The 24,589-nt window shown below is 67.5% G+C and carries 28 protein-coding genes; 19 read left to right on the top strand and 9 right to left on the bottom strand.

Features of this window, described 5'->3' with window-relative positions; all coding sequences use genetic code 11:
- Window positions 1–127 precede the first annotated feature (127 nt).
- Window positions 128–1,021: a LysR family transcriptional regulator gene (locus I6N89_RS13125; protein ID WP_207018897.1), complete on the top strand. Its 894-nt coding sequence runs from the start codon at window positions 128–130 to the stop codon at window positions 1,019–1,021.
- 3 nt (window positions 1,022–1,024) lie between these two features.
- Here the strand turns inward: I6N89_RS13125 and I6N89_RS13120 are convergent, their stop codons facing one another.
- Together I6N89_RS13120 and I6N89_RS13115 are read right to left on the bottom strand one after the other, a co-directional pair.
- Window positions 1,025–2,365, bottom strand: coding sequence for an amidase (locus I6N89_RS13120; protein ID WP_207018896.1), 1,341 nt, complete (start codon window positions 2,363–2,365; stop codon window positions 1,025–1,027).
- The gene (locus I6N89_RS13115; protein ID WP_207018895.1) at window positions 2,362–2,559 is read right to left on the bottom strand and encodes a hypothetical protein; all 198 of its coding nucleotides are present in this window, start codon (window positions 2,557–2,559) and stop codon (window positions 2,362–2,364) included. The genes I6N89_RS13120 and I6N89_RS13115 overlap by 4 nt, the downstream gene beginning before the upstream one ends.
- Before the next feature lie 237 nt (window positions 2,560–2,796).
- Between I6N89_RS13115 and nadA the strand changes: the two genes are divergently transcribed.
- The 5 genes from nadA (at window position 2,797) to I6N89_RS13090 (ending at window position 6,985) form a co-directional block, all read left to right on the top strand.
- Window positions 2,797–3,849, top strand: coding sequence for a quinolinate synthase NadA (nadA, locus tag I6N89_RS13110; RefSeq protein ID WP_207018894.1), 1,053 nt, complete (start codon window positions 2,797–2,799; stop codon window positions 3,847–3,849).
- 4 nt (window positions 3,850–3,853) lie between these two features.
- A complete protein-coding gene (locus tag I6N89_RS13105; RefSeq protein WP_207018893.1) occupies window positions 3,854–5,416 on the top strand; it encodes an L-aspartate oxidase in 1,563 nt (520 codons plus the stop codon).
- Window positions 5,416–6,264, top strand: coding sequence for a carboxylating nicotinate-nucleotide diphosphorylase (nadC, locus tag I6N89_RS13100; protein WP_207018892.1), 849 nt, complete (start codon window positions 5,416–5,418; stop codon window positions 6,262–6,264). Before I6N89_RS13105 ends, nadC begins: the two co-directional genes overlap by 1 nt.
- Before the next feature lie 74 nt (window positions 6,265–6,338).
- Entirely contained in the window at window positions 6,339–6,581 is a 243-nt protein-coding gene (locus tag I6N89_RS13095) for a type II toxin-antitoxin system Phd/YefM family antitoxin (protein ID WP_207018891.1), read from the top strand.
- On the top strand, window positions 6,578–6,985 hold the full coding sequence (locus tag I6N89_RS13090) for a type II toxin-antitoxin system VapC family toxin (protein ID WP_207018890.1): 408 nt from the start codon (window positions 6,578–6,580) through the stop codon (window positions 6,983–6,985). Before I6N89_RS13095 ends, I6N89_RS13090 begins: the two co-directional genes overlap by 4 nt.
- Before the next feature lie 24 nt (window positions 6,986–7,009).
- On the opposite strand, the gene I6N89_RS13085 is transcribed toward I6N89_RS13090, so the two are convergent.
- On the bottom strand, window positions 7,010–7,630 hold the full coding sequence (locus I6N89_RS13085; protein ID WP_207018889.1) for a hypothetical protein: 621 nt from the start codon (window positions 7,628–7,630) through the stop codon (window positions 7,010–7,012).
- Between the two features lie 166 nt (window positions 7,631–7,796).
- Between I6N89_RS13085 and I6N89_RS13080 the strand changes: the two genes are divergently transcribed.
- The 7 genes from I6N89_RS13080 to I6N89_RS13050 all read left to right on the top strand — a co-directional run bounded on the left by I6N89_RS13080 (window position 7,797) and on the right by I6N89_RS13050 (window position 14,085).
- Window positions 7,797–8,924 (top strand): S-(hydroxymethyl)glutathione dehydrogenase/class III alcohol dehydrogenase, encoded by a 1,128-nt coding sequence (locus tag I6N89_RS13080; RefSeq protein ID WP_207018888.1) that lies wholly within the window; start codon window positions 7,797–7,799, stop codon window positions 8,922–8,924.
- A 3-nt stretch (window positions 8,925–8,927) separates the two neighbouring features.
- Entirely contained in the window at window positions 8,928–9,752 is an 825-nt protein-coding gene (gene fghA / locus I6N89_RS13075) for an S-formylglutathione hydrolase (RefSeq protein ID WP_207018887.1), read from the top strand.
- Window positions 9,753–9,783: 31 nt separating this feature from the next.
- The gene (locus I6N89_RS13070) at window positions 9,784–10,197 is read left to right on the top strand and encodes a c-type cytochrome (protein WP_207018886.1); all 414 of its coding nucleotides are present in this window, start codon (window positions 9,784–9,786) and stop codon (window positions 10,195–10,197) included.
- Window positions 10,198–10,315: 118 nt separating this feature from the next.
- On the top strand, window positions 10,316–12,118 hold the full coding sequence (locus I6N89_RS13065) for a methanol/ethanol family PQQ-dependent dehydrogenase (protein WP_207018885.1): 1,803 nt from the start codon (window positions 10,316–10,318) through the stop codon (window positions 12,116–12,118).
- A gap of 80 nt (window positions 12,119–12,198) precedes the next feature.
- The gene (locus tag I6N89_RS13060; RefSeq protein ID WP_207018884.1) at window positions 12,199–12,726 is read left to right on the top strand and encodes a c-type cytochrome, methanol metabolism-related; all 528 of its coding nucleotides are present in this window, start codon (window positions 12,199–12,201) and stop codon (window positions 12,724–12,726) included.
- Window positions 12,707–13,549 (top strand): substrate-binding domain-containing protein, encoded by an 843-nt coding sequence (locus I6N89_RS13055; protein ID WP_207018883.1) that lies wholly within the window; start codon window positions 12,707–12,709, stop codon window positions 13,547–13,549. The genes I6N89_RS13060 and I6N89_RS13055 overlap by 20 nt, the downstream gene beginning before the upstream one ends.
- Window positions 13,546–14,085 (top strand): PQQ-dependent catabolism-associated CXXCW motif protein, encoded by a 540-nt coding sequence (locus I6N89_RS13050; protein ID WP_207018882.1) that lies wholly within the window; start codon window positions 13,546–13,548, stop codon window positions 14,083–14,085. The genes I6N89_RS13055 and I6N89_RS13050 overlap by 4 nt, the downstream gene beginning before the upstream one ends.
- 149 nt (window positions 14,086–14,234) lie before the next feature.
- On the opposite strand, the gene I6N89_RS13045 is transcribed toward I6N89_RS13050, so the two are convergent.
- From I6N89_RS13045 to I6N89_RS13030, 4 genes are read right to left on the bottom strand one after another with little or no spacing between them, the layout of a single operon-like run.
- A complete protein-coding gene (locus tag I6N89_RS13045; protein ID WP_207018881.1) occupies window positions 14,235–15,035 on the bottom strand; it encodes a quinoprotein dehydrogenase-associated SoxYZ-like carrier in 801 nt (266 codons plus the stop codon).
- On the bottom strand, window positions 15,032–15,976 hold the full coding sequence (locus I6N89_RS13040) for a YncE family protein (protein ID WP_207018880.1): 945 nt from the start codon (window positions 15,974–15,976) through the stop codon (window positions 15,032–15,034). The genes I6N89_RS13045 and I6N89_RS13040 overlap by 4 nt, the downstream gene beginning before the upstream one ends.
- On the bottom strand, window positions 15,960–16,511 hold the full coding sequence (locus I6N89_RS13035) for an SRPBCC family protein (protein WP_207018879.1): 552 nt from the start codon (window positions 16,509–16,511) through the stop codon (window positions 15,960–15,962). Before I6N89_RS13035 ends, I6N89_RS13040 begins: the two co-directional genes overlap by 17 nt.
- Window positions 16,508–16,999 carry a DUF3280 domain-containing protein gene (locus I6N89_RS13030; RefSeq protein ID WP_207018878.1) on the bottom strand — a complete coding sequence of 164 codons (492 nt, stop codon included), beginning with the start codon at window positions 16,997–16,999 and terminating at the stop codon, window positions 16,508–16,510. Before I6N89_RS13030 ends, I6N89_RS13035 begins: the two co-directional genes overlap by 4 nt.
- A gap of 168 nt (window positions 17,000–17,167) precedes the next feature.
- Between I6N89_RS13030 and I6N89_RS13025 the strand changes: the two genes are divergently transcribed.
- The 5 genes from I6N89_RS13025 to I6N89_RS13005 are packed head-to-tail and all read left to right on the top strand — an operon-like array spanning window position 17,168 to window position 21,467.
- Window positions 17,168–18,352, top strand: coding sequence for an ABC transporter substrate-binding protein (locus I6N89_RS13025; protein WP_207018957.1), 1,185 nt, complete (start codon window positions 17,168–17,170; stop codon window positions 18,350–18,352).
- 9 nt (window positions 18,353–18,361) lie between these two features.
- The gene (locus I6N89_RS13020; RefSeq protein WP_207018877.1) at window positions 18,362–19,333 is read left to right on the top strand and encodes a YVTN family beta-propeller repeat protein; all 972 of its coding nucleotides are present in this window, start codon (window positions 18,362–18,364) and stop codon (window positions 19,331–19,333) included.
- 57 nt (window positions 19,334–19,390) lie between these two features.
- Window positions 19,391–20,359, top strand: a complete 969-nt coding sequence (locus I6N89_RS13015; RefSeq protein ID WP_207018876.1) for an ABC transporter substrate-binding protein — start codon at window positions 19,391–19,393, stop codon at window positions 20,357–20,359.
- Window positions 20,356–21,024: an ABC transporter ATP-binding protein gene (locus I6N89_RS13010; RefSeq protein WP_207018875.1), complete on the top strand. Its 669-nt coding sequence runs from the start codon at window positions 20,356–20,358 to the stop codon at window positions 21,022–21,024. The genes I6N89_RS13015 and I6N89_RS13010 overlap by 4 nt, the downstream gene beginning before the upstream one ends.
- Window positions 21,025–21,038: 14 nt before the next feature.
- Window positions 21,039–21,467, top strand: a complete 429-nt coding sequence (locus tag I6N89_RS13005) for a hypothetical protein (protein WP_207018874.1) — start codon at window positions 21,039–21,041, stop codon at window positions 21,465–21,467.
- 10 nt (window positions 21,468–21,477) lie between these two features.
- Here I6N89_RS13005 and I6N89_RS13000 read toward each other — a convergent pair whose 3' ends face one another.
- The gene (locus tag I6N89_RS13000; RefSeq protein ID WP_207018873.1) at window positions 21,478–22,593 is read right to left on the bottom strand and encodes an NAD(P)/FAD-dependent oxidoreductase; all 1,116 of its coding nucleotides are present in this window, start codon (window positions 22,591–22,593) and stop codon (window positions 21,478–21,480) included.
- A 51-nt stretch (window positions 22,594–22,644) separates the two neighbouring features.
- Window positions 22,645–23,649: a quinoprotein relay system zinc metallohydrolase 2 gene (locus I6N89_RS12995; RefSeq protein ID WP_207018872.1), complete on the bottom strand. Its 1,005-nt coding sequence runs from the start codon at window positions 23,647–23,649 to the stop codon at window positions 22,645–22,647.
- 125 nt (window positions 23,650–23,774) lie between these two features.
- Here I6N89_RS12995 and I6N89_RS12990 point away from each other — a divergent pair, with 125 nt between their 5' ends.
- Window positions 23,775–24,581: a quinoprotein dehydrogenase-associated SoxYZ-like carrier gene (locus tag I6N89_RS12990; protein WP_207018871.1), complete on the top strand. Its 807-nt coding sequence runs from the start codon at window positions 23,775–23,777 to the stop codon at window positions 24,579–24,581.
- The last annotated feature ends 8 nt before the right edge of the window (window positions 24,582–24,589 follow it).

Here is a 24,589-nt window from a genome sequence, read left to right as displayed (position 1 = left end):
TTTCTTTGTGTCGCCCAAACTTTGCGCAGAGCGCCAGAGGCCGCGGGGCCTGTTTGGCCCGAAACGTAGCGCCTTCCCTGTTGCCGCTCTTCCCTGTGCCCGGACCCGGCGGCATAGTCGCGCCACCATGCTGCACCGCAAGTCCGACATCTTTGTCTTCGCCGCCGTCATCGAGGAGGGCAGCTTTTCCCTTGCCGCAAGGCGGCTGGGGCTGACGCCCTCCACCGTCTCGAAAACCGTCGCGCGGCTGGAGGCGCAGCTCGGCCTGCGTCTGGTCGATCGCGACTCGCGCCGGCTTGCCGCCACCGCCGAGGGCCGCACCTGGTACGAGGGCTGCCGTCAGGCGGTCGCGGCGCTTTCGGAGGCGGAGGCGAGCCTCAGCGCCGGCGCCGGGCGGCCTGCCGGGCTGCTGCGGGTCTTTGTCTCGGCCTCGGTGGCGGAGACGCGCATCGCGCCGGTCATGGCGGAGTTCCACGCGCGATATCCGGAGCTGGCGGTGGAATTCCATCTGCGCAACGGCTTCACCGATCCGATCGAGGACGCGGTCGACCTGACCATCACACACGAGACCCCCGCGCGCGACAGTTTCATCCGGCGCCGCATCGGCTCGTCGCCGCTGGTGATCTGTGCCACGCCGGCCTATCTCGCCCGCGCAGGAACGCCTGCACATCCGCGCGATCTGGCGCAGCATACCTGCCTGCTGAGCACCCGGCCGATGTTCAACACCTGGCATTTCGAGGATGCGGGGCAGGCGCTGGCGGTTCCGGTGCAGGGCGCATTCAGCGCCAGTCAGGGCTCGATGCTGCGCGGGCTGGTGCTGGCCGGGCTCGGCATCGCCTGCCTGTCGCGGCATGTGGTCGAGGCGGATCTGGCGGCGGGACGGCTGGTGCCGCTGCTCGACGGGTTCGCGCCTGCCGAGGGCGTGCCGCTCTACGCGATCTATCACGACGCGCGGTTTCTCAGCCCGCGAATCCGCTGCTTTGTCGATTTCCTCGCCGAGGCGCTCTCCCGCGACGGCTGAGCCTCAAACCCGCCGGTCGCGTTCGCCAAGCGCCTGCTCGATCACCGCGCCCGCCGCCAGCACGATGGGGTCGCCATAGGCCGGCCCGACGATCTGCGCCGAGAGTGGCAGCCCGTCCGATCCCCAGCCGCTGCACACCGAGAGCGCCGGGCTGCCGGTGACGGAAAAGGGCCGTGTGGCGAGGCGCGCATAGCTGGTGGCGCTGCCGGCCTCGGGCGCGGTCGAGCCCGCGAGCGGCGCGAGCAGCAGGTCGACCCCGGTGAACAGCCGCTCCATCGCCTCGATCAGTTCGGTGCGGATGCGCAGCGCGTCGATATACTCCGCCGCCGCGACCAGCCCGCCCGCCATCATCCGGGCGCGGGTTTCCTCGCCGAAGGCTTCGGGCCGGGTGGCGAGCGCGTCGCGGTAATAGCTGAAGGTCTCGGAGCGGGTGATGATGTTGCAGGCGGCGTCGAAATCGCGCAGCGGCGGCAGGGTCACGGGCACCAGCTCGGCGCCCGCATGCACAAGCGCCCGACCTGCGGCGGCGATGCCGTCGGCCATCTCCGCGTCGATATCGTCGAGCAGCCCCTCGGCAATGCCGATCCGCAGGCCGGAGACGCCGCCATCCAGCCGCCCGAGCCAGTCGAGCGCGGGGGCGTTGCGGGTCGAAGGGTCGCGGGGATCCGGGCCGGCCAGCGCACTCATCAGCAGCGCGCAGTCCCGCACCGTCCAGGCGATAGGCCCGGCATGGTCGAGCGTGTGCGACAGCGGGTAGATGCCCGCGCGGCTCACCAGCCCCTGCGTCGGCTTCAGCCCGGCACAGCCGCACCACGCGGCGGGCACCCGGATCGAGCCCGCCGTATCGGTGCCGATGGCCCCGGGCACCATGCCCGCCGCCACCGCCGCCGCCGAGCCGGAGGAGGAGCCGCCGGTCTCGCGCGTCACATCCCAGGGGTTCAGCGCCGGCGGAAAGGGCAGATCCTGCCTGGTGCCGCCGATGGCGAATTCCCAGGTGGTGGTCTTGCCGAGCAGGATCGCGCCCGCCGCCTCCAGCCGATCCCAGAGCGCGGCCGAGAGCGCCGGCACCCGGTCGAGGAACAGTCGCGAGCCGCCGGCGGTCCGCACGCCCTCGGTCTCGATGATGTCCTTCAGCCCCAGCGGCAGGCCATGCAGCGGGCCACGCGCCGAGGCGCTGTCTGCCATATCGGCGGCACGCCGGGCGGTCTCGGCGGTGACAGTGACGAAGGCGGCAAGCTCGGGCCGCGAGTCGATGCGTTCCAGACAGTCCTCGACCAGCGCCCGTGCGGTGAGTTTACCCTCCTGCATCGCCTCGGCGGCCGCCGACAGGGTCCAGGGGCTCACGCCTCAGGCTCCTGCGGCCGGCCGCTCACCGGCCCGCCGAGCGGTTCGGTCCCGAAGGGCAGCTTGCGGCGCAGGTGAAGGGCATCGGCGCGGAGCTGCGCTGCGAGCATCGCCATGCGCTCGGGGTCGGCGGCCTCCATGCGCAGGCCCAGACGGGCGAGCGCGGCGGCTTGGGTCTCGGGTGTTTCGGGCATCGCGGCGGTCCTCATCTCTTTCACGCCGAGCATAGGCGCGGCGCGCCCCTCCGGACAGCGTGGCTTTGGTCACAGCATCTGTTCCCGGAACATGCATCCGGCACCGGTTTTTCCCGGCAAATGCAAAGGCGGTTGCCCTTGCGTCGCCGCCGGTCTAAGACGCGTGGTCCGGCCTGACGCAGTTTTTTGTTTACACACAAACGATTAGGCCGAAGCCCGGGAGAGAGGAGCCCCGAAATGCTCGATCAGACCGCCATCGCCGAGACGCTCGGCGCGTATTACGATCTCGCCCCGTCGCCGGAAGCGGCGGAGCGCCAGAGCGATATCTATGCCCGTATGAGCCGCGTGCTCTCGCCTGCCGACTGGGCGATCCATGCGCCCTATGTCGAGGCGATCAACCGCCTGAAGGCAGAGCGCAATGCGGTGATCCTGGCGCATAATTACATGACGCCCGACATCTATCACGGCATCGCCGACGTGGTGGGCGACAGCCTTCAGCTCGCCATCGAGGCGACCAAGGTCGAGGCGGATGTGATCGTGCAATGCGGCGTGCATTTCATGGCCGAGACCTCCAAGATCCTGAACCCGTCGAAAACCGTGCTGATCCCCGACATGGAGGCCGGCTGTTCGCTGGCCGAAAGCATCACGCCCGACGGTATCGCCGAGATGCGCCGCCGCTATCCGGGCGCGCCGGTGGTCACCTATGTGAACACCTCCGCCGAGGTGAAGGCGGCGTCGGATATCTGCTGCACCTCGTCCAACGCGGCGCAGATCGTCGCCGGGCTCGACGCCGAGACGGTGATCATGACGCCGGACAAGTACCTTGCGCAGAACGTCGCCAGGCAGGTGCCGCAGAAAAACATCGTCTGGTATGACGGCTCCTGCATCGTGCATGAGCGTTTCACCGCGCAGGAGCTGAAGGATTTCCGCGACTGGCAGCCCGACACCCGCATCATCGCGCACCCGGAATGCCCGCCCGATGTGGTGGCGGAGGCGGATTTCTCCGGTTCGACCAGCGGCATCATCGACTATGTGACGCGCGAGCAGCCGGAAAAGGCGCTGCTGGTGACGGAGTGCTCGATGGCGTCGAACATCTCCGACGCGCTGCCGGGGATCGAGTTTGTCGGCCCCTGCAACATGTGCCCCTACATGAAGAAGATCACGCTGGAGAAGGTGCTCTGGTCGCTGCACAGCATGGAGGGCGCGGTCGAGGTCGACGTGCAGGTCGCCGAGGGCGCGCGTCAGGCGGTGCAGCGGATGATCGACATGTCGCGGCGTCTGAGCGCCTGAGATCATGCAACAGGTTTCTACCGGTCGGGTGGTCATTCTGGGCGCCGGTCTCGCGGCGCTCTATGCGGCGTTGGCGCTGGCGCCGCGTCCGGTGCTGCTGGTCTCGCCCGATCCGCTGGGCGAGGGCGCGAGCTCGGCCTGGGCGCAGGGCGGTGTCGCGGCAGCGATGGACGTGCCCGACAGCCCCGAAGCGCATGCCGCAGACACGCTGCGCGCCGGCGCCGGCATCGTCGATCCGCAGGTCGCGCGCGCCGTCACGCAGGAGGCGCGCGACCATATCCTGACCCTCACCGATCTGGGCGCGCCCTTCGACCGCGATGCCAGCGGCGGCTATCTGCTCTCGCGCGAGGCGGCGCATGGTTTTGCCCGCGTCGTGCGCGTGCGCGGCGACCGTGCGGGGGCCGAGATCATGCGCGCGCTGGTGGCGCAGGTGCAGGCGACGCCCTCGGTGCAGGTGCTGGACGGGCATGTCGCCACCGGGCTGCGCTGCGACGCGGGGCGCCTGAGCGGGGTCGAGATCGCGCCCGCCTCGGGTGGCGCGCCGGTGCTGCTGGAAACCGCCGTCTGCCTGCTGGCGGCGGGCGGCTCCGGCGGGCTCTATGCGCTCACCACCAATCCCGCGCGGATCCGGGGGCAGGGTGCGGGGCTCGCGGCGCGCGCCGGCGCGGTGATGGCGGATATGGAATTCGTGCAGTTCCACCCGACCGCCATGGATATCGGGCTCGACCCGGCGCCGCTCGCCACCGAGGCGCTGCGCGGCGAGGGGGCGGTGCTGCTCAACAAACGAGGCGCGCGCTTCATGACCGGGCAGCACCCGGATCTGGAACTCGCGCCGCGCGACGTGGTGGCGCGCGCCGTCTATGCCCAGAGCCAGGCCGGGCTGCGCCCGGTGCTCGACACACGCGCGGCGCTGGGATCCCGAATTCGGGAGGAATTCCCTTCTGTGACCGAGGCCTGCATGGCCGCCGGTCTCGATCCGGTGGCCGAGCCGATCCCGGTCGCTGCCGCCGCGCATTACCACATGGGCGGCGTGGCGACCGATGCCGCCGGGCGCAGCTCGATCGCCGGGCTCTGGGCCTGCGGCGAGGTCGCCTCGACCGGGCTGCATGGCGCCAACCGTCTGGCCTCGAACGGGCTTCTGGAGGCGCTGGTCTATGCCCGCCGCTGCGCCGCCGATATTGCCGAGACGCTGGGCGACAGGCCCGGCGCACCGCTGGTGAGCCTGCCCGAGACCGGCGCCGCCGAGCTGCCCGACCCAGGTCTTGTGGCCCGTCTGCGTCTGACGATGACCGCAGGCGCCGGAGTGATCCGCGATGCCGGCGGCCTGCAAAACTGCCTGCGCGAGATCGCTGCCGTCGAGGCGGCGCAGCCCGGCTGTGCGGTGCTGCGCAACATGACCGCCACCGCCACGCTGATCGCCGCCGCCGCCTGGCTGCGCGAGGAAAGCCGGGGCGCGCATTTCCGCTCGGACCGGCCGCAGAGCGCCGGCGAGACCGGCACGCGCAGCCGCATGACGCTCGATGAGGCGCTCGCCCTTCGCGCCCGTTTTCAGAAGGAACCCGCCTGATGTCCCTCCCTCCGCTGCCCGACATGATCCTCGACCCGCTGGTCCGCGCCGCGCTGATGGAGGATCTGGGCACCTATGGCGATCTCACCACCCGAACCGTCATCCCCGACCGCACCCGCTACAGCGCGCGCATCCGGGCGCGTGAGGCGGGGATCGTCTCGGGCATGCAGATCGCGCGCATCGCCTTTCACATGGTCGATCCGGCGCTGGAGCTGCGCGTGCTGACACCCGACGGCGCGCCCATCGCGCCCGGCGACGTGCTGATGGAGATCGAAGGCGATGCCGCCTCCATCCTCTCCGCCGAGCGCGTGGCGCTGAACTTTGCCGGGCGGCTCTCGGGCATCGCCACGATGACCGCCGCCTTTGTCGCCGAGACCGGGGGCACGCAGGCGCGCATCACCTGTACCCGCAAGACGACTCCCGGCCTGCGCATCGTCGAGAAACAGGCGGTGCTGCATGGCGGCGGGTTCAACCATCGCTTTTCGCTCTCCGACGCGATCCTGGTGAAGGACAACCACATCGCAGCGGCGGGTGGGGTGCGCCCGGTCTTGCAGGCGATCAAGGCGCGGGCCTCGCACATGATCCGGGTCGAGATCGAGGTCGACACGCTGGCCCAGCTCGAAGAGGTGCTGGACGAGGGCGGCGCCGAGGCGGTGCTGCTCGACAATATGGATACGGGCGAGATCGGCGAGGCGGTGCGGCTGACCGCCGGGCGGCTCTGTCTGGAGGCCTCGGGCAATATGCGACTGGAGCGCATCGCCGAGGTCGCCGCGACCGGGGTGGATTACATCTCCGCCGGCGCGCTGACCCATTCCGCGAAGACGCTGGATCTCGGGCTCGATTTCTGAACCGGGCGGGGCGGCGTGCTTGACAGAGAGGGTGCGAGAACCTATCTAGCCAGATAGCTAGACAGGAGATTGCCATGCTGACCTTGCAGGACGCCAAGAACCGCTTCAGCGCGGTGGTCGAGGCGGCGCTGGCCGGGCGCCCGCAGGAGGTATCGCGGCGCGGCAAGCCCGCCGTCGTGGTGGTCTCTGCCGAGGAGTACCACAGGCTGACCGAGGCGGCGCGCGCCAATCGCGGCAGCTTTGCCGAGCATCTCCTGGCCTTTCCCGGCGACGACATCCCGCGCGCCGAGGCGGCGCCGAGGGACGTGGCCTTTTGACGCTGATCCTCGACACCAATGTGATCTCGGCGGCACGGCGGGCGGAGCGTGCGCCCAAGGTGGCGGCGTGGCTCGCGGCGCAGGCCGAGACCGATCTGTTTCTGAGCGTCATCACGCTGGGCGAGATCGAGCGCGGCATCCGGCTGCAAGAGCCCAAGAACCCGGATTTCGCACGCGACCTGCGCGCCTGGATCGAGCGCACGGTCACGGTCTTTGCCGACCGGCTGCTCGACTTCACCGCCTCGGACGCGGTGATCTGGGGCGACCTCTCCGCCCGGCTCGGCCATTCCGGCGCCGATCTGATGATCGCCGCGCAGGCTTTGGCGCGCGACGCGACCGTCGTTACCGGCAATGTCTCGGATTTCGCCCCCACCGGCGCGCGCATCCTCGATCCGTTTTCCTGACAGGCTTACCGCAAGGCGCGGCGCTCAGCCGCCATCCTTGCGCCCCGCCGCATGCAGCATCTGCGAGATCTCGTAGAGCCGCTTTTCCAGCAGGGTCGGGGTTTCGCAAAGATAGGTGATCGTCTTCTGCCGGTCGGTAAAGATGCGCTGATCCCAGTCGAGCTGCTCCTCCAGCGCGTCCACCTTGTCGTAATCCGGCGCGTCCTGCGCCATCTGCGTGTCCATCTCGGCGCGCGCCGCGTCGATCTTTTCCGACAGCGCGATCTGGCTCAGCGAGAAGTCTCCGATCCCCGAGATGATCCGGGTGCGCCGCGAGGACAGCCTGTCGAAGACCCGCGAGAACACCTCGCCCATCAGCGGCGTGCCGCCGCCATGCGCCTCGGCGAAACCGGCCACCGCCGCGCGCGCCGATTCGAGATCCACCCTGCGCAGCGCCAGGGTCTCGGCCAGCTCGTCCACGGCGGCATCGGTTTCCGGCGTCAGCTTCAGCTTGGCCAGCGGTTCGGGCCACATCAGGCCGACCGACAGACGCTCCACCTTGCGCTGGATGCAGGGCCATCTCGGGTCCGAAAAATCGGCGGCCGTGAGCGGTGTTGCACAGGCGATAAGCAACGCCCCGAAAGCCACGGTTTTGACGTCCCACATCGTGCTTTCCTCCCTTCGCGAACTGTGGGACAGGGTGCGCGCCAAGTCCATACCGGGGAATACCCACCATTGGCTGTATTGTTCGGTATGCGACCGCGCACCCATACTCTGGGCAACCGCCGCAGAGCGTCGAAGTCGTAAACGGACTACTCAGGAAGGAATCTGCATGAGAACCCGTGCAGCCGTGGCCCTCGAGGCCGGCAAACCTCTGGAAATCATGGAAGTGAACCTCGAAGGCCCGAAGGCGGGCGAGGTTCTGATCGAAGTCAAGGCCACCGGGCTTTGCCATACCGACGAATTCACCCGTTCGGGCGCCGACCCTGAGGGGCTTTTCCCGTCGATCCTGGGCCATGAGGGCGCCGGTGTCGTGCTGGAAGTGGGCGAGGGCGTCACCACACTGAAGCCGGGCGACCATGTGATTCCGCTCTATACCCCGGAATGCCGCGAATGCCCGTCCTGCCTGTCGGGCAAGACCAACCTCTGCACCGCGATCCGCAATACCCAAGGTCAAGGCCTGATGCCCGATGGCACCACGCGGTTCTCGATGCTGGATGGCACGCCGATCTATCACTACATGGGCTGCTCGACCTTCGCCAATCACACGGTGATGCCCGAGATCGCGCTGGCGAAAGTCCGCGATGACGCGCCCTTCGACAAGATCTGCTATATCGGCTGTGGCGTCACCACCGGCATCGGCGCGGTGATCAACACCGCCGGCGTCGAGATCGGCTCGACCGCCGCTGTCTTCGGTCTGGGCGGCATCGGCCTCAACGTGATCCAGGGCCTGCGCATGGCGGGTGCCGACATGATCATTGGCGTCGACCTGAACGACGACAAGGCCGAGATGGCCAAGAAGTTCGGCATGACCCATTTCGTGAACCCCTCGAAGGTCGAGAACACCGTGCAGGAGATCGTCAACCTGACGAAGCGCGGCGCCGACCAGATCGGTGGGGTGGATTACAGCTTCGACGCCACCGGCAACGTCAAGGTGATGCGCGACGCGCTGGAATGCTCGCATCGCGGCTGGGGTGTGTCGGTGATCATCGGCGTGGCACCTGCCGGGGCCGAGATCTCCACCCGTCCGTTCCAGCTTGTCACCGGCCGGGTCTGGAAGGGCACTGCCTTCGGTGGCGCCAAGGGCCGTACCGACGTGCCGAAATTCGTCGAGTGGTACATGGACGGCAAGATCGAGATCGACTCGATGATCACCCACAAGCTCAAGCTTGAAGAGATCAATCACGGGTTCGACCTGATGCATGAGGGAAAATCGATCCGCGCGGTGGTGGAATACTGAGCCATGGAAACCGTCTCGGAAAACCGGAGCTTCGGCGGGGTCCAATCCGTCTACAAGCACGCTTCGAGCGTCTGCGGCTGCGACATGACCTTTGCGGTCTACATGCCGCCGCAGGCCGCGAACGGCCCGGTGCCGCTCTTGTGGTATCTCTCGGGGCTGACCTGCACGCATGAAAACGCCATGACCAAGGGCGGGTTTCAGGAACACGCGGCGAAGCACGGCCTCGCGGTGGTGTTTCCCGACACCTCGCCGCGCGGCGAGGGCGTGGCCAATGACGAGGCCTACGATCTGGGGCAGGGGGCGGGGTTCTATGTGAACGCCACCCGCGACCCGTGGAAGCCGCATTTCCAGATGTACGACTACATCACCAAGGAATTGCGGGATCTGATCGTCTCGGAACTGAACGTGCAGGACCGTCACGGCATCACCGGCCATTCCATGGGTGGCCACGGCGCGCTGACCCTCGCGATGCGCAACCCGGAGATGTATGACAGCCTGTCGGCCTTCGCGCCGATTGCGCATCCGACCCGGTCGGACTGGGGGCGCAAGCAGCTCTCGGCCTATCTCGGCGACGATGAGGGCTGCTGGGCCGCCCACGATTCCACGCTGCTGCTGGAGGAGCACGGCTGGAAGGGCGACATTCTCGTGGATCAGGGGGCGAGCGACCAGTTTCTCGACCTGCTGAAGCCCGAGGCGCTGGCCGCAGCCATCGCCAAGCGGCGCCAGCCGGCGACGTTCCGGATGCAGGAGGGGTACGACCATTCGTATTTCTTCGTGAACAGTTTCGCGCGCGACCATGTCGCCTGGCATGCGGAAAGGCTGACCTGACTTCAGAGCTGACCTTAGGGAGGAGGACCTTATGCTCGAAAAACTGCTCGCAACCGCGTGCATGACGCTTCTGTCGGCCGGGATGGCCCTGGCCGACAGCCATGGCGACCTGACTGGCGACCCCGAGAACGGCGAAAGGGTCTTTCGCAAGTGCAAGGCCTGCCACGCGGTGGGCGAGGGGGCGAAGGCCAAGACCGGCCCGGTTCTGAACGGGGTCGTGGGGCGCGAGATCGCCGCCCAGCCCGATTTCGACTATTCCGACGCGCTCAAAGAGCTTTCTGCCAAGGACGGCACCTGGACGCCGGAAGAACTGGCCGCATTCCTGGAGAAACCGCGGGATTTCGCCAAGGGCACCAAGATGTCCTTTGCCGGCCTGCGCAAGGAGGAAGAGCGCGCCGACGTGATCGCATATCTTGCAACGTTCAGCATGGAGGGAGGCTCTTAACCGACACCAGCACATCCGGGATCCGGCGGGAGGAGAAGAGGCGCCGGCTCCACAGGACAAACGCGGCCGCCTGACGCGGGCCGCCGGCGGAAACCGCCGAAACCCAAGGGAGAAGGAAATGAAAAGGCTGACGCTTCTGACGTCGGGGGTGGCCCTGTGTGCCGCTTCCATGGCGATGGCGAACGACGATCTCATGACCCAGATGGACAACCCTTCGCAATGGGCGATCCAGACGGGCGATTACGCCAACCAGCGCTATTCCGAGCTGGATACGATCAACAAGGACAATGTGGGCGATCTTCAGGTCGCGTGGACCTTCTCGACCGGCGTTCTGCGCGGGCATGAGGGCTCGCCGCTGGTCGTGGGCGACACGATGTTCGTGCACACCCCATTCCCCAACATCGTCTATGCGCTCGATCTCAACGACAACGGTCGCATCAAGTGGCGCTACGAGCCCAAGCAGGATCCGAACGTCATTCCGGTGATGTGCTGCGACACGGTGAACCGCGGCGTCGCCTATGCCGATGGCAAGATCTTCCTGCATCAGGCCGACACCAAGGTGGTGGCGCTCGACGCCAACACCGGCGAGGTGCTCTGGGAGGTGCAGAACGGTGACGCATCCAAGGGCGAGACCAACACTGCCACCGTGCTGCCGGTGAAGGACAAGGTGATCGTCGGCATCTCCGGCGGCGAGTTCGGTGTGCGCGGCCATGTCACCGCCTACAACATGGAGACCGGCGAGCAGGAATGGCGCGCCTATTCCATGGGGCCGGACAGCGACATCCTGATGGATCCCGAGAACACCACCCATCTCGGCGAGCCGGTGGGCGAGAATTCGGGCACCAACACGTGGGAAGGCGATCAGTGGATGATCGGCGGCGGCACCACCTGGGGCTGGTATTCCTACGATCCCGAGGCCGATCTGATCTATTACGGCACCGGCAACCCCTCGACCTGGAACCCGAGCCAGCGGCCGGGCGACAACCGCTGGTCGATGACCCTGATGGCGCGCGATCCCGACGATGGCATGGCCAAATGGGTCTATCAGATGACGCCCCATGACGAATGGGATTATGACGGCGTCAACGAGGTCATCCTCACCGACCAGGAGGTCGATGGCGAGATGCGCAAGCTTCTCACCCATTTCGACCGCAACGGCATCGCCTACACCATGGACCGCCTCTCCGGCGAGCTGATGGTGGCCGAGAAATACGACCCGGCGGTGAACTGGACCAGCGGCGTCGATATGGACCCGGAGTCGGAAACCTATGGCCGTCCGGCGGTGGTGGCCGAATACTCGACCGAGCAGAACGGCGAGGACGTGAACTCGACCGGCATCTGCCCGGCGGCGCTCGGCTCGAAAGACCAGCAGCCGGCCTCCTACTCGCCCAAGACCGGGCTGTTCTACGTGCCGACGAACCATGTCTGCATGGATTACGAGCCCTTCCGGGTGAGCTACACCGCCGGTCAGCCCTATGTGGGCGCGACGCTGGCGATGTATCCGGCGCCGGACAGCCATGGCGGCATGGGCAACTTCATCGCCTGGGACAATATCGCGGGCGAGATCAAGTGGTCGATCCCCGAGCAGTTCTCGGTCTGGTCCGGCGCGCTTGCCACAGCGGGCGATATCGTCTTCTACGGCACGCTCGAAGGCTACCTGAAGGCGGTGGATTCCGAGACGGGCGACGAGCTTTACCGCTTCAAGACCCCCTCGGGCATCATCGGCAACGTGATGACCTACGAGCATGACGGCAAGCAATATGTCGGCATCCTCTCGGGCGTCGGCGGCTGGGCCGGGATCGGCCTCGCGGCTGGCCTCACCAACCCGAATGACGGTCTCGGGGCCGTGGGCGGTTATTCCGCGCTCTCCGACTACACCGCGCTCGGTGGCCAGCTGACGGTCTTCGCACTTCCCGACTGATCCACAGCCATCGCCGGCCGGCGGGATCCTGTGACCCCGCCGGCCCTCACCCATCAAAACGCCCCTAGGACGAGCTGACCATGATCCGACACCTTACCCTTCTCGCAGCCGCCGGCATGCTTTCGGCCACCGCGCTGTCCGCGGCGGACAAAGTCTCGATGGACGATCCGAATATCGCGGTGGATTACGAGGAAGACGGGCGCTATTTTACCGAGGACGGTGTGCCCACCTTCAACGTGGCCGAGGACGGAACGGTGGACTGGCCGACCTTCTCGGGGTTCCGCCGCTATCACGCCGAGTGCCATGTCTGCCACGGCCCCGACGGCGAAGGTTCGACCTATGCCCCGGCGCTGAAGAATTCCGCCATCGACATGGATTACTACGATTTCCTCGATGTGGTGACCAATGGCCGGCAAAAGGTCGGCGCCGCCGAGAACTCGGTGATGCCCGCCTTCGGCACCAACCCCAACGTTATGTGCTATCTCGATGACATCTATACCTATCTCAAGGCGCATGGCTCCGGCGCGATTCCGCGTGGCCGCCCGCCCAAGAAAGAAGCCAAGAGCGAGGTCTTTGCCGAGATGGAAGATGCCTGCATGGGCTCGTGATCTGCGCACCCTGGCGCTGGCGGCTCTGCTGGCGCTCGGGGCCGTGCCGGCGCTCGCGCAGACCTCCGATCTGGTCTCGCACAGCGCCTTCCGCGTCTGCGCCGATCCGGCCAACGATCCGATGTCGATGGAGGACGGATCTGGCTATGAGAACAAGCTCGCCGAGCTGATCGCCTCCAAGCTGGATCTGCCGGTGCGCTACACCTGGTATCCGATGGCCACCGGCTTCATCCGCAACACGCTCAAGGCCGGGAAATGCGATGTGGTAATGGGCTATGCCCAGGGCCATGAGCTGGTGCTGAACTCCAACCATTACATGACCTCGGCCTATGTGCTGGTGGTGCCGTCGGACGGTCCGCTCGCCGATGTGACAGAGCTTTCGGATCCGCGGCTTCAGGGGCTCTCCATCGGCATCGTCGCGGGCTCGCCCCCGGCCACGCATATGGCCAAGAACGGGCTCATCGGAAAGGCGCGGCCCTATCGGCTGGTGGTCGACCGGCGCCATGAAAGCCCTGCCGTGGATATGCTCGACGATCTCGAGGCCGGCGAGATCGCCGCCGCCGTGCTCTGGGGGCCCATCGCGGGGCCGCTGGTCAAGCGCGATCATCCCGGGCTCAAGGCGACCCCGCTGCTGAAGGAGGCGGCGTTTCCCAAGCTCTTCTACCGCATCACCATGGGGGTGCGGCAGGGCGAGAAGGTCTGGCAGCGCAAGCTGAACTCGCTGATCCGCCGCAATCAGGACGAGATCGACGCGCTGCTCGCCGAGGCGGGCGTGCCGCTGATCACCGATATGGGCGACGGGGTGATGGAGGTCACCCAGTGATCCGGGCGCTGGCGGTGCTGCTGCTGCCGGCGCTTGCGCTTGCCGGGGAACCGGAACCTGGGGGCTACCGGATGGAGCATTACCGGGGGCCGGTGCCCGACACGCTGGCGGGCGCCATTGTGGTCGATGCGGAGGCGGCGCACAGGCTCTGGCAGACGGGTGAAGTGGCATTCGTCGACGTTCTGCCGCAGGCACCGAAACCCGCCAACCTGCCCGAGGGCACGATCTGGCGCGACAAGCCGCGCGACAGCATCCCCGGCGCGCTCTGGCTGCCCAATGTCGGCTATGGCGCGCTGGCCGATGTGACGGAGACCTATTTTCGCGGCGGGTTGGTGGCGGCCAGCGGCGGCGACAAGGCACACCCGTTGCTGTTTTTCTGCCTGGCGGAGTGCTGGATGAGCTGGAACGCCGCGAAACGAGCGCTCGGCTATGGGTATGAGACGGTCTACTGGTTTCCGGACGGCACCGATGGCTGGGTGTTTCAGGACTATCCGACCGAGCGGGCCACGCCGTGGGTGCCGCCGCAGGGTGACTGAGGCGGCGCGTACCGGCCCGGTCTCTGCCTGATGTCGCGGGCCGGACGCCTCCGGCGGGAGTATTTTGCGGAAAGATGAAAGGGCGGGGGCCGCTCCCGGCGGTCCGTATGTTGTGTAGGGTGGGCAATTTGCCCACCGCGCCTCACCACTCAGAATCCTGCCAGATCCTTATGCGCGGCGGTTACAGTGCCTTTGGTGTCGGTCATCGTCACATCCACCGAGCGCGTCGCGCCGGGGACCGAGAGGCTCACCTGCGGGTTCTCCGACAGGGAGATGCTGCCGGTCATCTCGACATAACCGCCGGCATCGGTGTCGATCTCGACGCGCTCCACATAGCGCATCGGGATGAAGAGCAGGGTGATCTGGTCCATCTGCATGCCGGAATGCGACGGGTGCGAGATATCCACATCGAGCCGCCGCAGCCTTTCCGCGAGCCCCGCAAGGCGCGCCGCTGCGCCGCCGGGCAGCGTGTCGCCGACCGACAGCACCATATCGCCCAGCGTGGCCAGCGCCGCCTCCGGGTCGGTGCCCGGCGGCGCGGCGCAGGCGCCCTGACCGGAGGTTTTCACAAAGGCTTCGGTCACGAAGAGCCGCCCGTCGGTCATCTCGGCCACCACATGCACCGGCGTCGGGCCGTTGATCCGCAGCGTCGTGTCGAAGAAGAAGCGCGGCTGCGGCTGGTTGAGGACGAAAACCGCCGAGACCGGCATCGGGTTCTCGTCGAGCACCACCGTGACCTTGCCGATGCGCCCGCCGGTCGGCGCCGCGATCTGCGCGGCGATGCGGGTACGCGCATCATTGTCGGTGCGATAAGGCGCGTCGAGCGCGATCACCCCGGCGCCATCGAGCAGCACCCGCTCGCCATAGAGTTGATAACGGACCGAATCCCAGGCCTCGCCGGCCCAGGCGGGCAGGGCGGTGAGGCACAGCACCAGCGCAAGAGGTTTCACGGCATCTCTCCTTTCAGGATGAAGGCGCCGAAGGCGCGCGGCCCGTCGGCGGTGTCGAGCAGTGCCACGGTGTCGAGCGTGACGGCGTCGATCACGCTCAGCGTGTTGTCGAACCAGTTGGCCACGGCGATGCGCCCGTCCGAGGTGGCGGCGATGCCCTCGGGGTAGTCGCCCACCTCCAGCGTCGCCACGGGGCGCAGATCGTCGAGCGCGATCACGCTGACGGTGTTCTCATACTGGTTGGTGACAAAGGCCCGCCCCGCCGCGAAGGCCACGCCATAGGGCCGCTCGCCCACCGGCAGCGTCGCGAGAGCCACGCCGGCGCCGGGGTCGATCACCGTCACATCGTTGCTGCCGACATTGCCGACGAACAGCCGCCCGTCCGGGGCAAAGCCGAGGCCGAAGGGCCGCGTGCCCACCGGCACGCTGTGGCGCAGTGTCAGCGTCTCGGCGTCGTAGAGCGCAACCCGGTCGGCATCGCGCTCGGCGGCGGCGAGAACGGCGCCGTCACGCGACAGCGCCAGACCTGCCGGGGCAGCGCCCGCCGGCAGGGTGCGGAGCAGCGTCAGGGTCTCGTCGTCGAGCACCCAGAGCCTCGCATTGTACCAGTCTGACACAAAGAGCCGGCCCCGCTGCGCATCATGGGCGACACCGATCGGGCCACCGTCCAGCGTCACCTCCGCCAGCAACTCGCCAGCGGCGGAAAAATGGCGCACGGACTTGCTGTCGGGCGACACGGTATAGACCGTGCCGCCCGTGCCCACCGCCACACCCGCCGGCTTGCCGGATACGCTCCAGCGCGCGTGTTCCTCACCGGTGGACAAGTCGAGGACGCTGACCGCGTCTCCGTTCTGGCAGGTCACAAAGGCGATATCCCCCGCCACCGGGCCGGCGGCGAGGGTGAGCGCCAGCCACAGCGCCAGATCAGGCGCCCGGCGCACCGAACCGCTCGACCAGCGCGTCGAGCCCGGCCTGATAGACCGCCGAGACCGCCGCAATCGCCGCCTCGTCGTTCAGCCCGGGCGGCGGGTCGTTGTTGGGATAGCCGCGATAGAAGGCACCGCGCCACTCCACCACCGAGCCGCCGCCGTCGCGCGGCATCACGGTGAGGTGTGAGGAGTAATTGGTGACCGGCAGCACCTCCACCGCGACCTCGGTGATGCGGTAGGAGTACGACATCTTCTCGTCGCTGTATTTGTAGAGGATCTCGTCGATCCGCGGCCCGTCGGGGCCGGCATCGCTGAGATAGAGCACGCGGGTGGCGTCGATCTCGTTGCCGCCCTCGCCCTCCTGCGACACCACCGCCGGGTGCCAGCTCATGTCCTGGAAATCGCCGATGGCGGCCCAGACCTCGGCAGGATCGGCGGCCAGCTCGGTGGTCAGCGTGATCTTCTGCCGGGTCGGCCCGTGGGCCAGGGCCATGCTGGGCAGCAGCGAGAGCGCCGCCCCCGACATCAGCAAATGTCGTCTGTTCATTCTTCCTCCTCCTTGAAGAACGCGGTTTTGAGGATGTAGCGCATGCCGCGCAGCCAGCTTTCATCCGTGTTGCCCCGGATATCGACGACGCGGCCTTTGACCGTCTCGCCGCTCTCCGCGCTGCGCAGTTGCAGGTTCATGCTCAGGATCAGGTTCGAGACCTTCTGAACCTCGCCCACGAGCGCGTAATCGGCGCCGAGCTTGGCCGCCATACGGGCATCGCAGCCATAACATTTCGCAGGGTTCACGATGCGCGAACGCGCCTCGGCCACCGGCGCCAGATCCACCAGCTCATAGCCGCCCCGGGCGAAGCGCTCGCGCACCAGCTCCTCCAGCATGGTGAGCCGAGCGGCCTCTGCCGGATCCTGCCCCAGCTCGGCGGTCTGCAACGAGCTGTCCAGATAGGCGATGCCGAAAAAGGCAACCTTTTCCTGCGCATGCGCCGCGCCGCAGAGCATGAGGCTCAGGATGACGATACGGGTCAGCATGTCTCCCTTCTTAGAAATTAAGAGTCGCCTCTCATGGTGCCGCCGCTACCCTGATCCCGGCAACCGAACCAAAAGTATCGGTTCCGCGACCACCCGGGCGGGGTGCAGAGTGGAGAAAGCCCGACAAAAACAGACGGGCTAAGGGAGGAGACATTGCTGACAAGGCTCATGCCGCTGCTGGCGGCGGCGTTTCTCACCGTTTTCGCGGGGCTTTATGCTCCTGCCGCGCAGGCGCTGGAGGTGCGTGCGGCGGTGTTGCGGGTCGACTACCCGGAGCTTCTGCCGATCTCGCGCTACGATCTGCGACCCGAGGATCTGGCCTTTGCCGGCGCCGCGCTGGCCGAGGAGGACAATGCCACCACGGGCCGCTTCCTTGGTCACAGCTATGAGACCGTGACGCGCAGCACCACGCCCGAAGAGGCGGAGCAGGCGATGGCGGCGCTGCTCGCCGACGGCATCCGCTATGTGGTGGTGGATGCGAAATCCGCCGAGCTTGAGGCGCTCAGCGATCAGGCGGCAGAGGGCGGCGCGCTGGTCTTCAACACCCGCGCCCCCGAGGCCGCGCTGCGCAGCGACGCCTGCCGCGCCAACCTGCTGCATGTCGCGCCCTCCTACGCGATGCGGGCCGATGCGGTGGCGCAGTTCGCCATCTGGAAGCAGTGGAAGCGCTGGCTGCTGGTCTCGGGCTCCAACCCCGAGGACCGGGCGCTGGCCGAGGCCTACCGGCAGGCGGCGCGCAAGTTCGGCGCCACCATCGTCGAGGAGCGCGAATTCGAGGATACCGGCGGTGCCCGGCGCACCGATAGCGGCCACGTCATGGTGCAGCGCCAGCTCCCCACCTTCATGCAGGGCGCCGAGGCGCATGACGTAGTGATCGCAGCCGACGCCACCGATTATTTCGCCGCCTATCTGCCCTATCACCTCTGGACCCCGCGCCCGGTCATGGGCAGCGCCGGGCTGCGGCCCGTCACCATGCACGGCGCGCACGAGGCCTGGGGCGCGACGCAGTTCCAGACGCGGTTCGAAAAGCTCACGCAGCGGCGTGTGATGGAGGAGGACTACAACGCCTGGCTGGCGCTGCGTGTGCTGGGCGAGGCGGTGACCCGCACCTCTTCGGCAGAGCCCGAGACGGTGGAGGACTATATCCTGTCGGACGCGTTCGAGCTCGCCGCCTTCAAGGGCCAGAAGGTCACCTTCCGCGACTGGAACGGCCAGCTGCGCCAGCCGCTGCTGCTCTATGACGGGCGGATCACCGTCAGCGTCAGCCCGCAGGAGGGCTTTCTGCACCAGGTCTCGCCGCTCGACACGATGGGGCTCGACCGGCCCGAGTCCAACTGTACCGCTTTTGAGTAGAGGACCGACATGACACGACTGTTGCTTTCCACCGCGCTCTGCCTCGCCGCCACCGGCGCCCTGGCCGGCAAGGCCTTTGTCTCGAACGAACGCGGCAACACGATCACCGTGATCGACACCGAAAGCTGGGAGGTGATCGAGGAATTCGAGGGCGGCAACCGGCCGCGCGGCATCACCCTCTCGCCCGACGGCGCGCTGCTCTATGTCTGCGCCTCCGACGACGACACGGTGCGGGTCTTCAACACCGAGACCTATGAAGAGCTCTACACGCTGCCCTCCGGCCCCGATCCCGAGCTCTTTGTGATCCATCCGGAGGGCAACCCGCTTTATACCGCGAACGAGGACGACAATCTGGTAACGGTGACCGATACCGAAAGCCACAGCATCCTTGCCGAGGTGCCGGTGGGGGTGGAGCCCGAGGGCATGGCGATCTCGCCCGATACCAACTGGGTGGTGAACACGTCAGAGACCACCAATATGGCGCATTTCATCTCGACCGGGGATTACGAGATCAAGCACAATATCCTCGTCGATCAGCGCCCGCGCTACGCGGAATATACCAGCGACGGGCGGCGGCTCTTTGTCAGCGCCGAGATCGGCGGCACCGTTTCGGTGATCGATATCGCCGAGGACGGAACGCCGACGCTGAAGCAGAAGATCGGCTTCGAGGTGCCCGGCGTGCTGCCGGAATGGCTCCAGCCGGTGGGCGTGAAAGTGACCGAAGACGGCAGCCGGATCTTTGTCGCGCTGGGGCCGGCGAATCGCGTGGCGGTGATCGACGGCGCCTCGCTGGAGGTTGTCGATTATATCATGGTCGGACAGCGCGTCTGGCAGATGGCGTTTACACCGGGGGAAGAGTTCCTGGTGACCACCAACGGCAATTCCAACGATGTGACGGTGATCGACGTGGCCGCCGAAAAGGCCATCAAGTCGATCCAGGTGGGCCAGCAGCCCTGGGGCGTGGCGATCACGCCCGACTAAACCGAGACGGGCGGGGCATCCTGCCCGAACGAGGCGCGAATTCTGGGAGGAGAGAATATGCGCATCCGAACTTTTGCCACGGCGCTTTGCGCGGTTGTCGTCGCCGGTGCCGCTCTGGCGCAGGATCTGCCGGTGATCCGCGCCGCGACGCTCAAGATCGGCACGGTGAACTGGGAGCTGGAGACCATCGCCGAGAACGGGCTCGACGAGAAACACGGCTTCAAGCTGGAAATGATGCCCTATGCCGATAACGGTGCCACCCGCATCGCGGTGGAGGGCGGCGAGGCCGATATGGCGGTGGCCGATTGGATCTGGGTCGCCCGGCAGCGCGCCGAGGGCAAGGATTACGTGGTCGTGCCCTATTCCCGCGCCGTGGGCGGGCTGGTGGTGCCCGAAGGCTCCGAGGCGGAAACGCTGGCCGATCTGGTGGGCGGCAAGATCGGCATCGCGGGCGGGCCGCTGGACAAGAGCTGGCTGATCCTGCGCGCCTATGCGCAGCAGGAATACGGGGTAGATCTGAAGGCCGAGACCGAGCAGGTCTTTGGTGCGCCGCCGCTGATCTTCAAATCCGGGCTCGGGGGCGATCTGGCTGGCGCCATCAATTTCTGGCACTTCCTCGCCAAGATGAAGGCCGCCGGCATGCGCGAGCTGATCTCGGTCGAGACCGCGGCGGCGGCATTGGGGCTCGACCCGGACGTGCCGCTGCTGGGCTATTACTTCAAGGGCGATTTCCTCGAAGCGCATCCCGATCTCGCGCAGGGCTTTTACGAGGCGAGCCGCGAGGCCAAGGCGATGCTTGCAGAGGATCCCGCCGCCTGGGAAGCGATCCGCCCGATGATGAACGCGAAGAGCGCTGCGCAGTTCGAGCAGCTGCGCAGCGACTGGCTGGCCGGCGTGCCGGCGCGCGGCCCGGTCGATGCGGAGGCCGCCGGCAAGCTGCTGGCGCTGATGGGGGAACTGGGCGGCGCAGAGCTGGTGGGACAGGCGGACGCGGTGCCCGACGGGCTCTTCGCGGCGGTGCAATGACCCCGGGTCTGCGCAGCGGAGAGGCGCCGGTTCCGTTGCGGCTGGTGCAGACGGAGACGGGCGCCGTGCGCGTCGATATTGCCGCCAAGCGCTTTGGCGACACGCTGGTGCTGCGCGATGTGCATTTCTCGGTGACGCGCGGCGAGACGGTGGCGCTGCTCGGGCCGTCGGGGGTCGGCAAGTCCACCCTGCTGCGCATCCTCGCCGGGCTCGACCGCGATTTCGACGGCAGTGTCGCGCGACCGGCCAATATGGCGATGGTGTTTCAGGAGCCGACGCTGCTGCCGTGGCGCAGCGCCCTCAGCAACATCACGCTGGTGCATCCCGAGATCCCCGAACGCCGCGCCCGCGCCATGCTGGCCCGCGTCGGGCTCTCGGGCCGCGAGGAGGCGTTTCCGCGCAGCCTGTCGCTCGGCCAGCAGCGCCGGCTGGCGCTGGCGCGGGCCTTTGCCGGGCGCCCAGAGCTGCTGATCATGGACGAGCCCTTTGTCTCGCTCGATCCCGCACTCGCGGACGCCATGCTGACCCTCACCGAAGAGCTGATCTCGGAGCTGCGCCCGGCGACGCTCTTTGTCACCCATGCCAGAGCCGAGGCCGACCGCCTAGCCAGCCGGGTTCTCGAATTGCGCGGCAGCCCTGCCACGCTGAGCCCCCATCTGATCTGAAGGAGACGCTATTCATGAAAACCCCGATCCTCGCCGCCGCGCTGGCGCTGTTCTCGCTTCCCGCCGCCGCTCATGAATTCGGTTTTGCCGGGGTGCTTTCGGCCTCGAACAAGGGCGAGATGCCGGAGATCCTGCTCTCGGTCGGCCAGCCGCTGGCCGAGGGGCCGATCACGCTGAAATCCGGCATGCTCTATGAGCTGGAGATCGAGGCCGACGGTTCTGGCGAGCTGGCGCTGGAGGGGCCGGGCTTCTTTCGGGCGATCTGGGTGAACGAGGTGGTGGTGAACGGGCTTGAGATCCGCCCCTTTGGCCTGGAGTCGGTGGAATTCGACGAGGCCGGCACGATGGAAATCGAATTCCTGGCGATCAAGCCGGGGCAGTATTACCTCAAGATCCCGGGCTCCAAGGGCGAAAGCCAGCGGGTGGATATCTCGATCCAGTAAGGGGCGCGGCCTATGCGGGCCGCAGCATCTCCGCGACCTCTTCGGCAATCGCCAGCGATGCGGTGAGCCCCGGGCTTTCGATGCCGAAGAGGTTGACCAGCCCGGCGACCCCGTGGCGCGCCGGCCCGTCGATGCGGAAATCGGCCGCCGGTTCGCCCGGGCCGGAGAGCTTGGGCCGGATACCGCAATAGGTGGGGGCCAGCGCCTCGCGGGGCAGGTCGGGCCAGTATCTGCGGATCTCCGTCTCGAAATGCGCGCGGCGGGCGCCGTTGACGCTGTAATCGACCCGCTCGATCCATTCCACATCCGGGCCAAAGCGCATGCCCCCGGCCAGATCCAGCGTCAGATGCACGCCGAGCCCGCCCGGCTCGGGCACCGGATAGATCAGATGCGAAAAGGCCGGTCGTCCGGGCAGGCCATAGTAATTGCCCCGCGCATAGAGCGTCTGCGGCACATGCTCGGGCGCCAGCCCGTCTATGCGCGCGGCAAGCTCAGAGGCATGCAGCCCGGCGGCGTTGACGACCTGCCGGGCACCCATCGTGAACGTCTCGCCCGTCGCCGTATCCTCGGTGGTGACCTCGAAGCCCTCACCGGTCACCGCAACGCCGGTCACCCGGCTGCCGAGGCTCAAGAGCGCCCCAGCCTGCTCCGCCTGAGCCAGCAGCGAGAGCATCAGCGCGTGGCTGTCGACGATCCCGGTCGAGGGCGAGAGCAGCGCCGCCTTGCAGGCGAGCTGCGGTTCCATCTCCTGCGCCGCGCCCGCATCGAGCAACCGCAGGTCGTGCACGCCCGCCGCCTCCGCCCGTGCGCGGATGTCGTGCAGCGCCGAAACCTGCTCATCCGAGGTGGCAACGATCAGCTTGCCGCAGCGTCTGTGCGGGATGTCGTAGCGGGCGGCGTAGTCGTAAAGCCGCTGCCGCCCCTCGACGCAGAGCCGCGCCTTGAGGCTGCCCGGCGGGTAATAGATCCCCGCATGGATCACTTCGGAATTGCGCGAAGAGGTGCCGGTGCCGAAGGCGGGCTCCGGCTCCAGGATCAGCACTTCGGCGCCGCGCCGTGCCAGCGCTCTTGCGATGGCCAGCCCGATGACCCCGGCGCCGGCGATGATGATGTCGACCTTGTCCATGGCCCCGTTCTGGCGTGCGACGCGGCAAAGCGAAAGCCCCGATCCGCAGGGCTATTCCCATTCCAGCTCGGTAAAGGCCACCGTGGCGTTGCGCGCGTTATAGGCCTCGAAGAGCTGCCAGTGCGCCGCCTCGCTCTCACCGATGCGCGTCACCGCTTCACCCAGCCGCATGCCCTCATCGAGCGCCGCCCGCGTGTCCCGCGCCAGCACCTCAAGATAGCGCTCCAGCGGCGCGGCACCTTCGGGCCAGTCCAGCACCGGCCCGCCATGGCCGGGCACCAGGCGCGCGATCTCCATCTCCCGCATCTCCGTCAGCACCACCTGCCAGCCGCGCAGGCTGCCATCGAGCGCCGGCGTATGGTGGTCGAAGACCAGATCGCCGGCAAAGAGCGTGCCGGTGGCACGGTCGAACACGGTCAGATCGGTGCTGGTATGGGCGGTGGGCCAGGCGCGCAGCTCCAGCATCCGCCCGCCGAGATCGAGCGAGGCGGCGCCGTCGATGCCGGTGGTGACCTCGGGGCTCTCGGTGCCGAGGAACCGCGGCGTGCCGATGAGCCGGGCGAAGCTCTCCAGATAGCTGTCGCGCCGCTCTGCCAGCGCGCGCGCCAGTTGCGCATGGCCCACCACCTGCGCGTCGGGAAAGACGCTGGCGCCAAAGACATGATCGGGATGCATATGGGTGAGGATGACATAGCTCACCGGCAACTCGCTGCGCGCCCGGATCGCCCGCCACAGCGCCTCGCCCATCCAAGCCGCGCCGCCGCTGTCGATCACCGCGATGCTGTCCCTTCCGATCACGAAGCCCAGATTGGACACGTCGCCGCCATTCTCCGCATCCGGCTCGGCAATCGCGCCGAGATGCACAAAGACCCCCGGCGCGATCTCCTCGACCGGCAGCGGGTCGCCGGCGCTCTGGCACGCCGCCCCCGGCACGGGCCGTTCGGCCAACGCCGCCAGACATGCGGCATGCGTGTCGGCCTCGTAACCCGGCACCAGCGCCTCGCGGCAGGGCGCCCCCGCCAGCGCCGCGCAAAGCGTCACCACCGCTTCGAACATCTCCGTCCTCTCCGTCCCAGCCTCGCGCCGCACGCGGCCGCGATCCATACCGACCATGCGCTCGGTATCCGTCGCCGGGGTTTTCTGGCATACTGCGCCGCATATCCCATGCGAGGAGGAGAAGCATGGACCGTATCACCATCCACGCGGCAGTGCTGGCGGCGGTTCTCGCCGCGCCGCTCTGTGCCGCCGAGACCGCCAACCCGCTCACCGACAGCCCGACATGGGACAGCCTGCGCGAGGATGTGGTGGGCGAGGCCCCTATCGCGCCCGCCAACGGGCTCTTTACCGTCGAGGCGCCCTATCGCGCCGAGGACGCGGCGACGGTGCCGGTGCATATCGTGCAGACCGACCCGGCACAGCGCATCGAGACCGCCACGGTGGTGATCGACGAGAACCCCGCGCCGGTGGCAGCGGAGTTTTCCTTTTCCGAAGCCATGGCGCCGCTCGATTTCGAGATGCGGGTGCGGGTGAACCAGTATTCCAACCTTCGGGTCATCGCCGGCACGCCGCAGGGGCTGCGCATGGCCGGGCGTTTCGTGAAAGCCTCGGGCGGCTGCTCGGCGCCAGCCACCAAGGATCCGGAGGCGGCGCTGGCCGGGCTCGGACGGATGAAGCTGCGGCTCTTCGGCGAGGCCCCCGCCATGTCGACGCCCCGCCGCGAGGCGCAGATCCTGATCCGGCATCCGAACTATTCCGGGCTGCAACGCGACCAGATCACCCAGCTCTTTATCCCGGCGCATTTCATCGACCATCTGGAGGTGTGGCAGGGGGAGGAGCGGCTTTTTGCAATGGAGGGCGGCATTTCGATCAGCGAAAACCCGGCCTTCCGCTTTTCCTATACGGATAATGGCGCGCCCTCGCTGCGGGTCCGGGCGACGGATACGGACGGCAATCTCTTCGAAACCGATCTGCCCAAAGCCAGCGGGTAGGGTGGGTT

Source organism: Salipiger abyssi, assembly GCF_017311415.1.
In the GTDB taxonomy this organism is placed as follows: Bacteria; Pseudomonadota; Alphaproteobacteria; order Rhodobacterales; family Rhodobacteraceae; genus Salipiger; species Salipiger abyssi_A.
This window is presented reverse-complemented; position numbering and strand designations above follow the sequence as displayed.

What these genes read in the sequence shown, in the direction of transcription:
- fghA (WP_207018887.1), top strand. Translation starts at nt 8,928, where the DNA reads ATGGAAACCGTCTCGGAAAACCGGAGCTTCGGCGGGGTCCAATCCGTC.
- I6N89_RS13025 (WP_207018957.1), top strand. Translation starts at nt 17,168, where the DNA reads ATGCCGCTGCTGGCGGCGGCGTTTCTCACCGTTTTCGCGGGGCTTTAT.
- I6N89_RS13105 (WP_207018893.1), top strand. Translation starts at nt 3,854, where the DNA reads ATGCAACAGGTTTCTACCGGTCGGGTGGTCATTCTGGGCGCCGGTCTC.
- I6N89_RS13080 (WP_207018888.1), top strand. Translation starts at nt 7,797, where the DNA reads ATGAGAACCCGTGCAGCCGTGGCCCTCGAGGCCGGCAAACCTCTGGAA.
- I6N89_RS13060 (WP_207018884.1), top strand. Translation starts at nt 12,199, where the DNA reads ATGATCCGACACCTTACCCTTCTCGCAGCCGCCGGCATGCTTTCGGCC.
- I6N89_RS12990 (WP_207018871.1), top strand. Translation starts at nt 23,775, where the DNA reads ATGGACCGTATCACCATCCACGCGGCAGTGCTGGCGGCGGTTCTCGCC.
- I6N89_RS13085 (WP_207018889.1), bottom strand. Translation starts at nt 7,630, where the DNA reads ATGTGGGACGTCAAAACCGTGGCTTTCGGGGCGTTGCTTATCGCCTGT.
- I6N89_RS13125 (WP_207018897.1), top strand. Translation starts at nt 128, where the DNA reads ATGCTGCACCGCAAGTCCGACATCTTTGTCTTCGCCGCCGTCATCGAG.
- I6N89_RS13065 (WP_207018885.1), top strand. Translation starts at nt 10,316, where the DNA reads ATGAAAAGGCTGACGCTTCTGACGTCGGGGGTGGCCCTGTGTGCCGCT.
- I6N89_RS13070 (WP_207018886.1), top strand. Translation starts at nt 9,784, where the DNA reads ATGCTCGAAAAACTGCTCGCAACCGCGTGCATGACGCTTCTGTCGGCC.
- I6N89_RS13035 (WP_207018879.1), bottom strand. Translation starts at nt 16,511, where the DNA reads ATGAACAGACGACATTTGCTGATGTCGGGGGCGGCGCTCTCGCTGCTG.
- I6N89_RS12995 (WP_207018872.1), bottom strand. Translation starts at nt 23,649, where the DNA reads ATGTTCGAAGCGGTGGTGACGCTTTGCGCGGCGCTGGCGGGGGCGCCC.
- I6N89_RS13030 (WP_207018878.1), bottom strand. Translation starts at nt 16,999, where the DNA reads ATGCTGACCCGTATCGTCATCCTGAGCCTCATGCTCTGCGGCGCGGCG.
- nadC (WP_207018892.1), top strand. Translation starts at nt 5,416, where the DNA reads ATGTCCCTCCCTCCGCTGCCCGACATGATCCTCGACCCGCTGGTCCGC.
- nadA (WP_207018894.1), top strand. Translation starts at nt 2,797, where the DNA reads ATGCTCGATCAGACCGCCATCGCCGAGACGCTCGGCGCGTATTACGAT.
- I6N89_RS13000 (WP_207018873.1), bottom strand. Translation starts at nt 22,593, where the DNA reads ATGGACAAGGTCGACATCATCATCGCCGGCGCCGGGGTCATCGGGCTG.
- I6N89_RS13005 (WP_207018874.1), top strand. Translation starts at nt 21,039, where the DNA reads ATGAAAACCCCGATCCTCGCCGCCGCGCTGGCGCTGTTCTCGCTTCCC.
- I6N89_RS13015 (WP_207018876.1), top strand. Translation starts at nt 19,391, where the DNA reads ATGCGCATCCGAACTTTTGCCACGGCGCTTTGCGCGGTTGTCGTCGCC.
- I6N89_RS13020 (WP_207018877.1), top strand. Translation starts at nt 18,362, where the DNA reads ATGACACGACTGTTGCTTTCCACCGCGCTCTGCCTCGCCGCCACCGGC.
- I6N89_RS13055 (WP_207018883.1), top strand. Translation starts at nt 12,707, where the DNA reads ATGCCTGCATGGGCTCGTGATCTGCGCACCCTGGCGCTGGCGGCTCTG.
- I6N89_RS13010 (WP_207018875.1), top strand. Translation starts at nt 20,356, where the DNA reads ATGACCCCGGGTCTGCGCAGCGGAGAGGCGCCGGTTCCGTTGCGGCTG.
- I6N89_RS13095 (WP_207018891.1), top strand. Translation starts at nt 6,339, where the DNA reads ATGCTGACCTTGCAGGACGCCAAGAACCGCTTCAGCGCGGTGGTCGAG.
- I6N89_RS13115 (WP_207018895.1), bottom strand. Translation starts at nt 2,559, where the DNA reads ATGCCCGAAACACCCGAGACCCAAGCCGCCGCGCTCGCCCGTCTGGGC.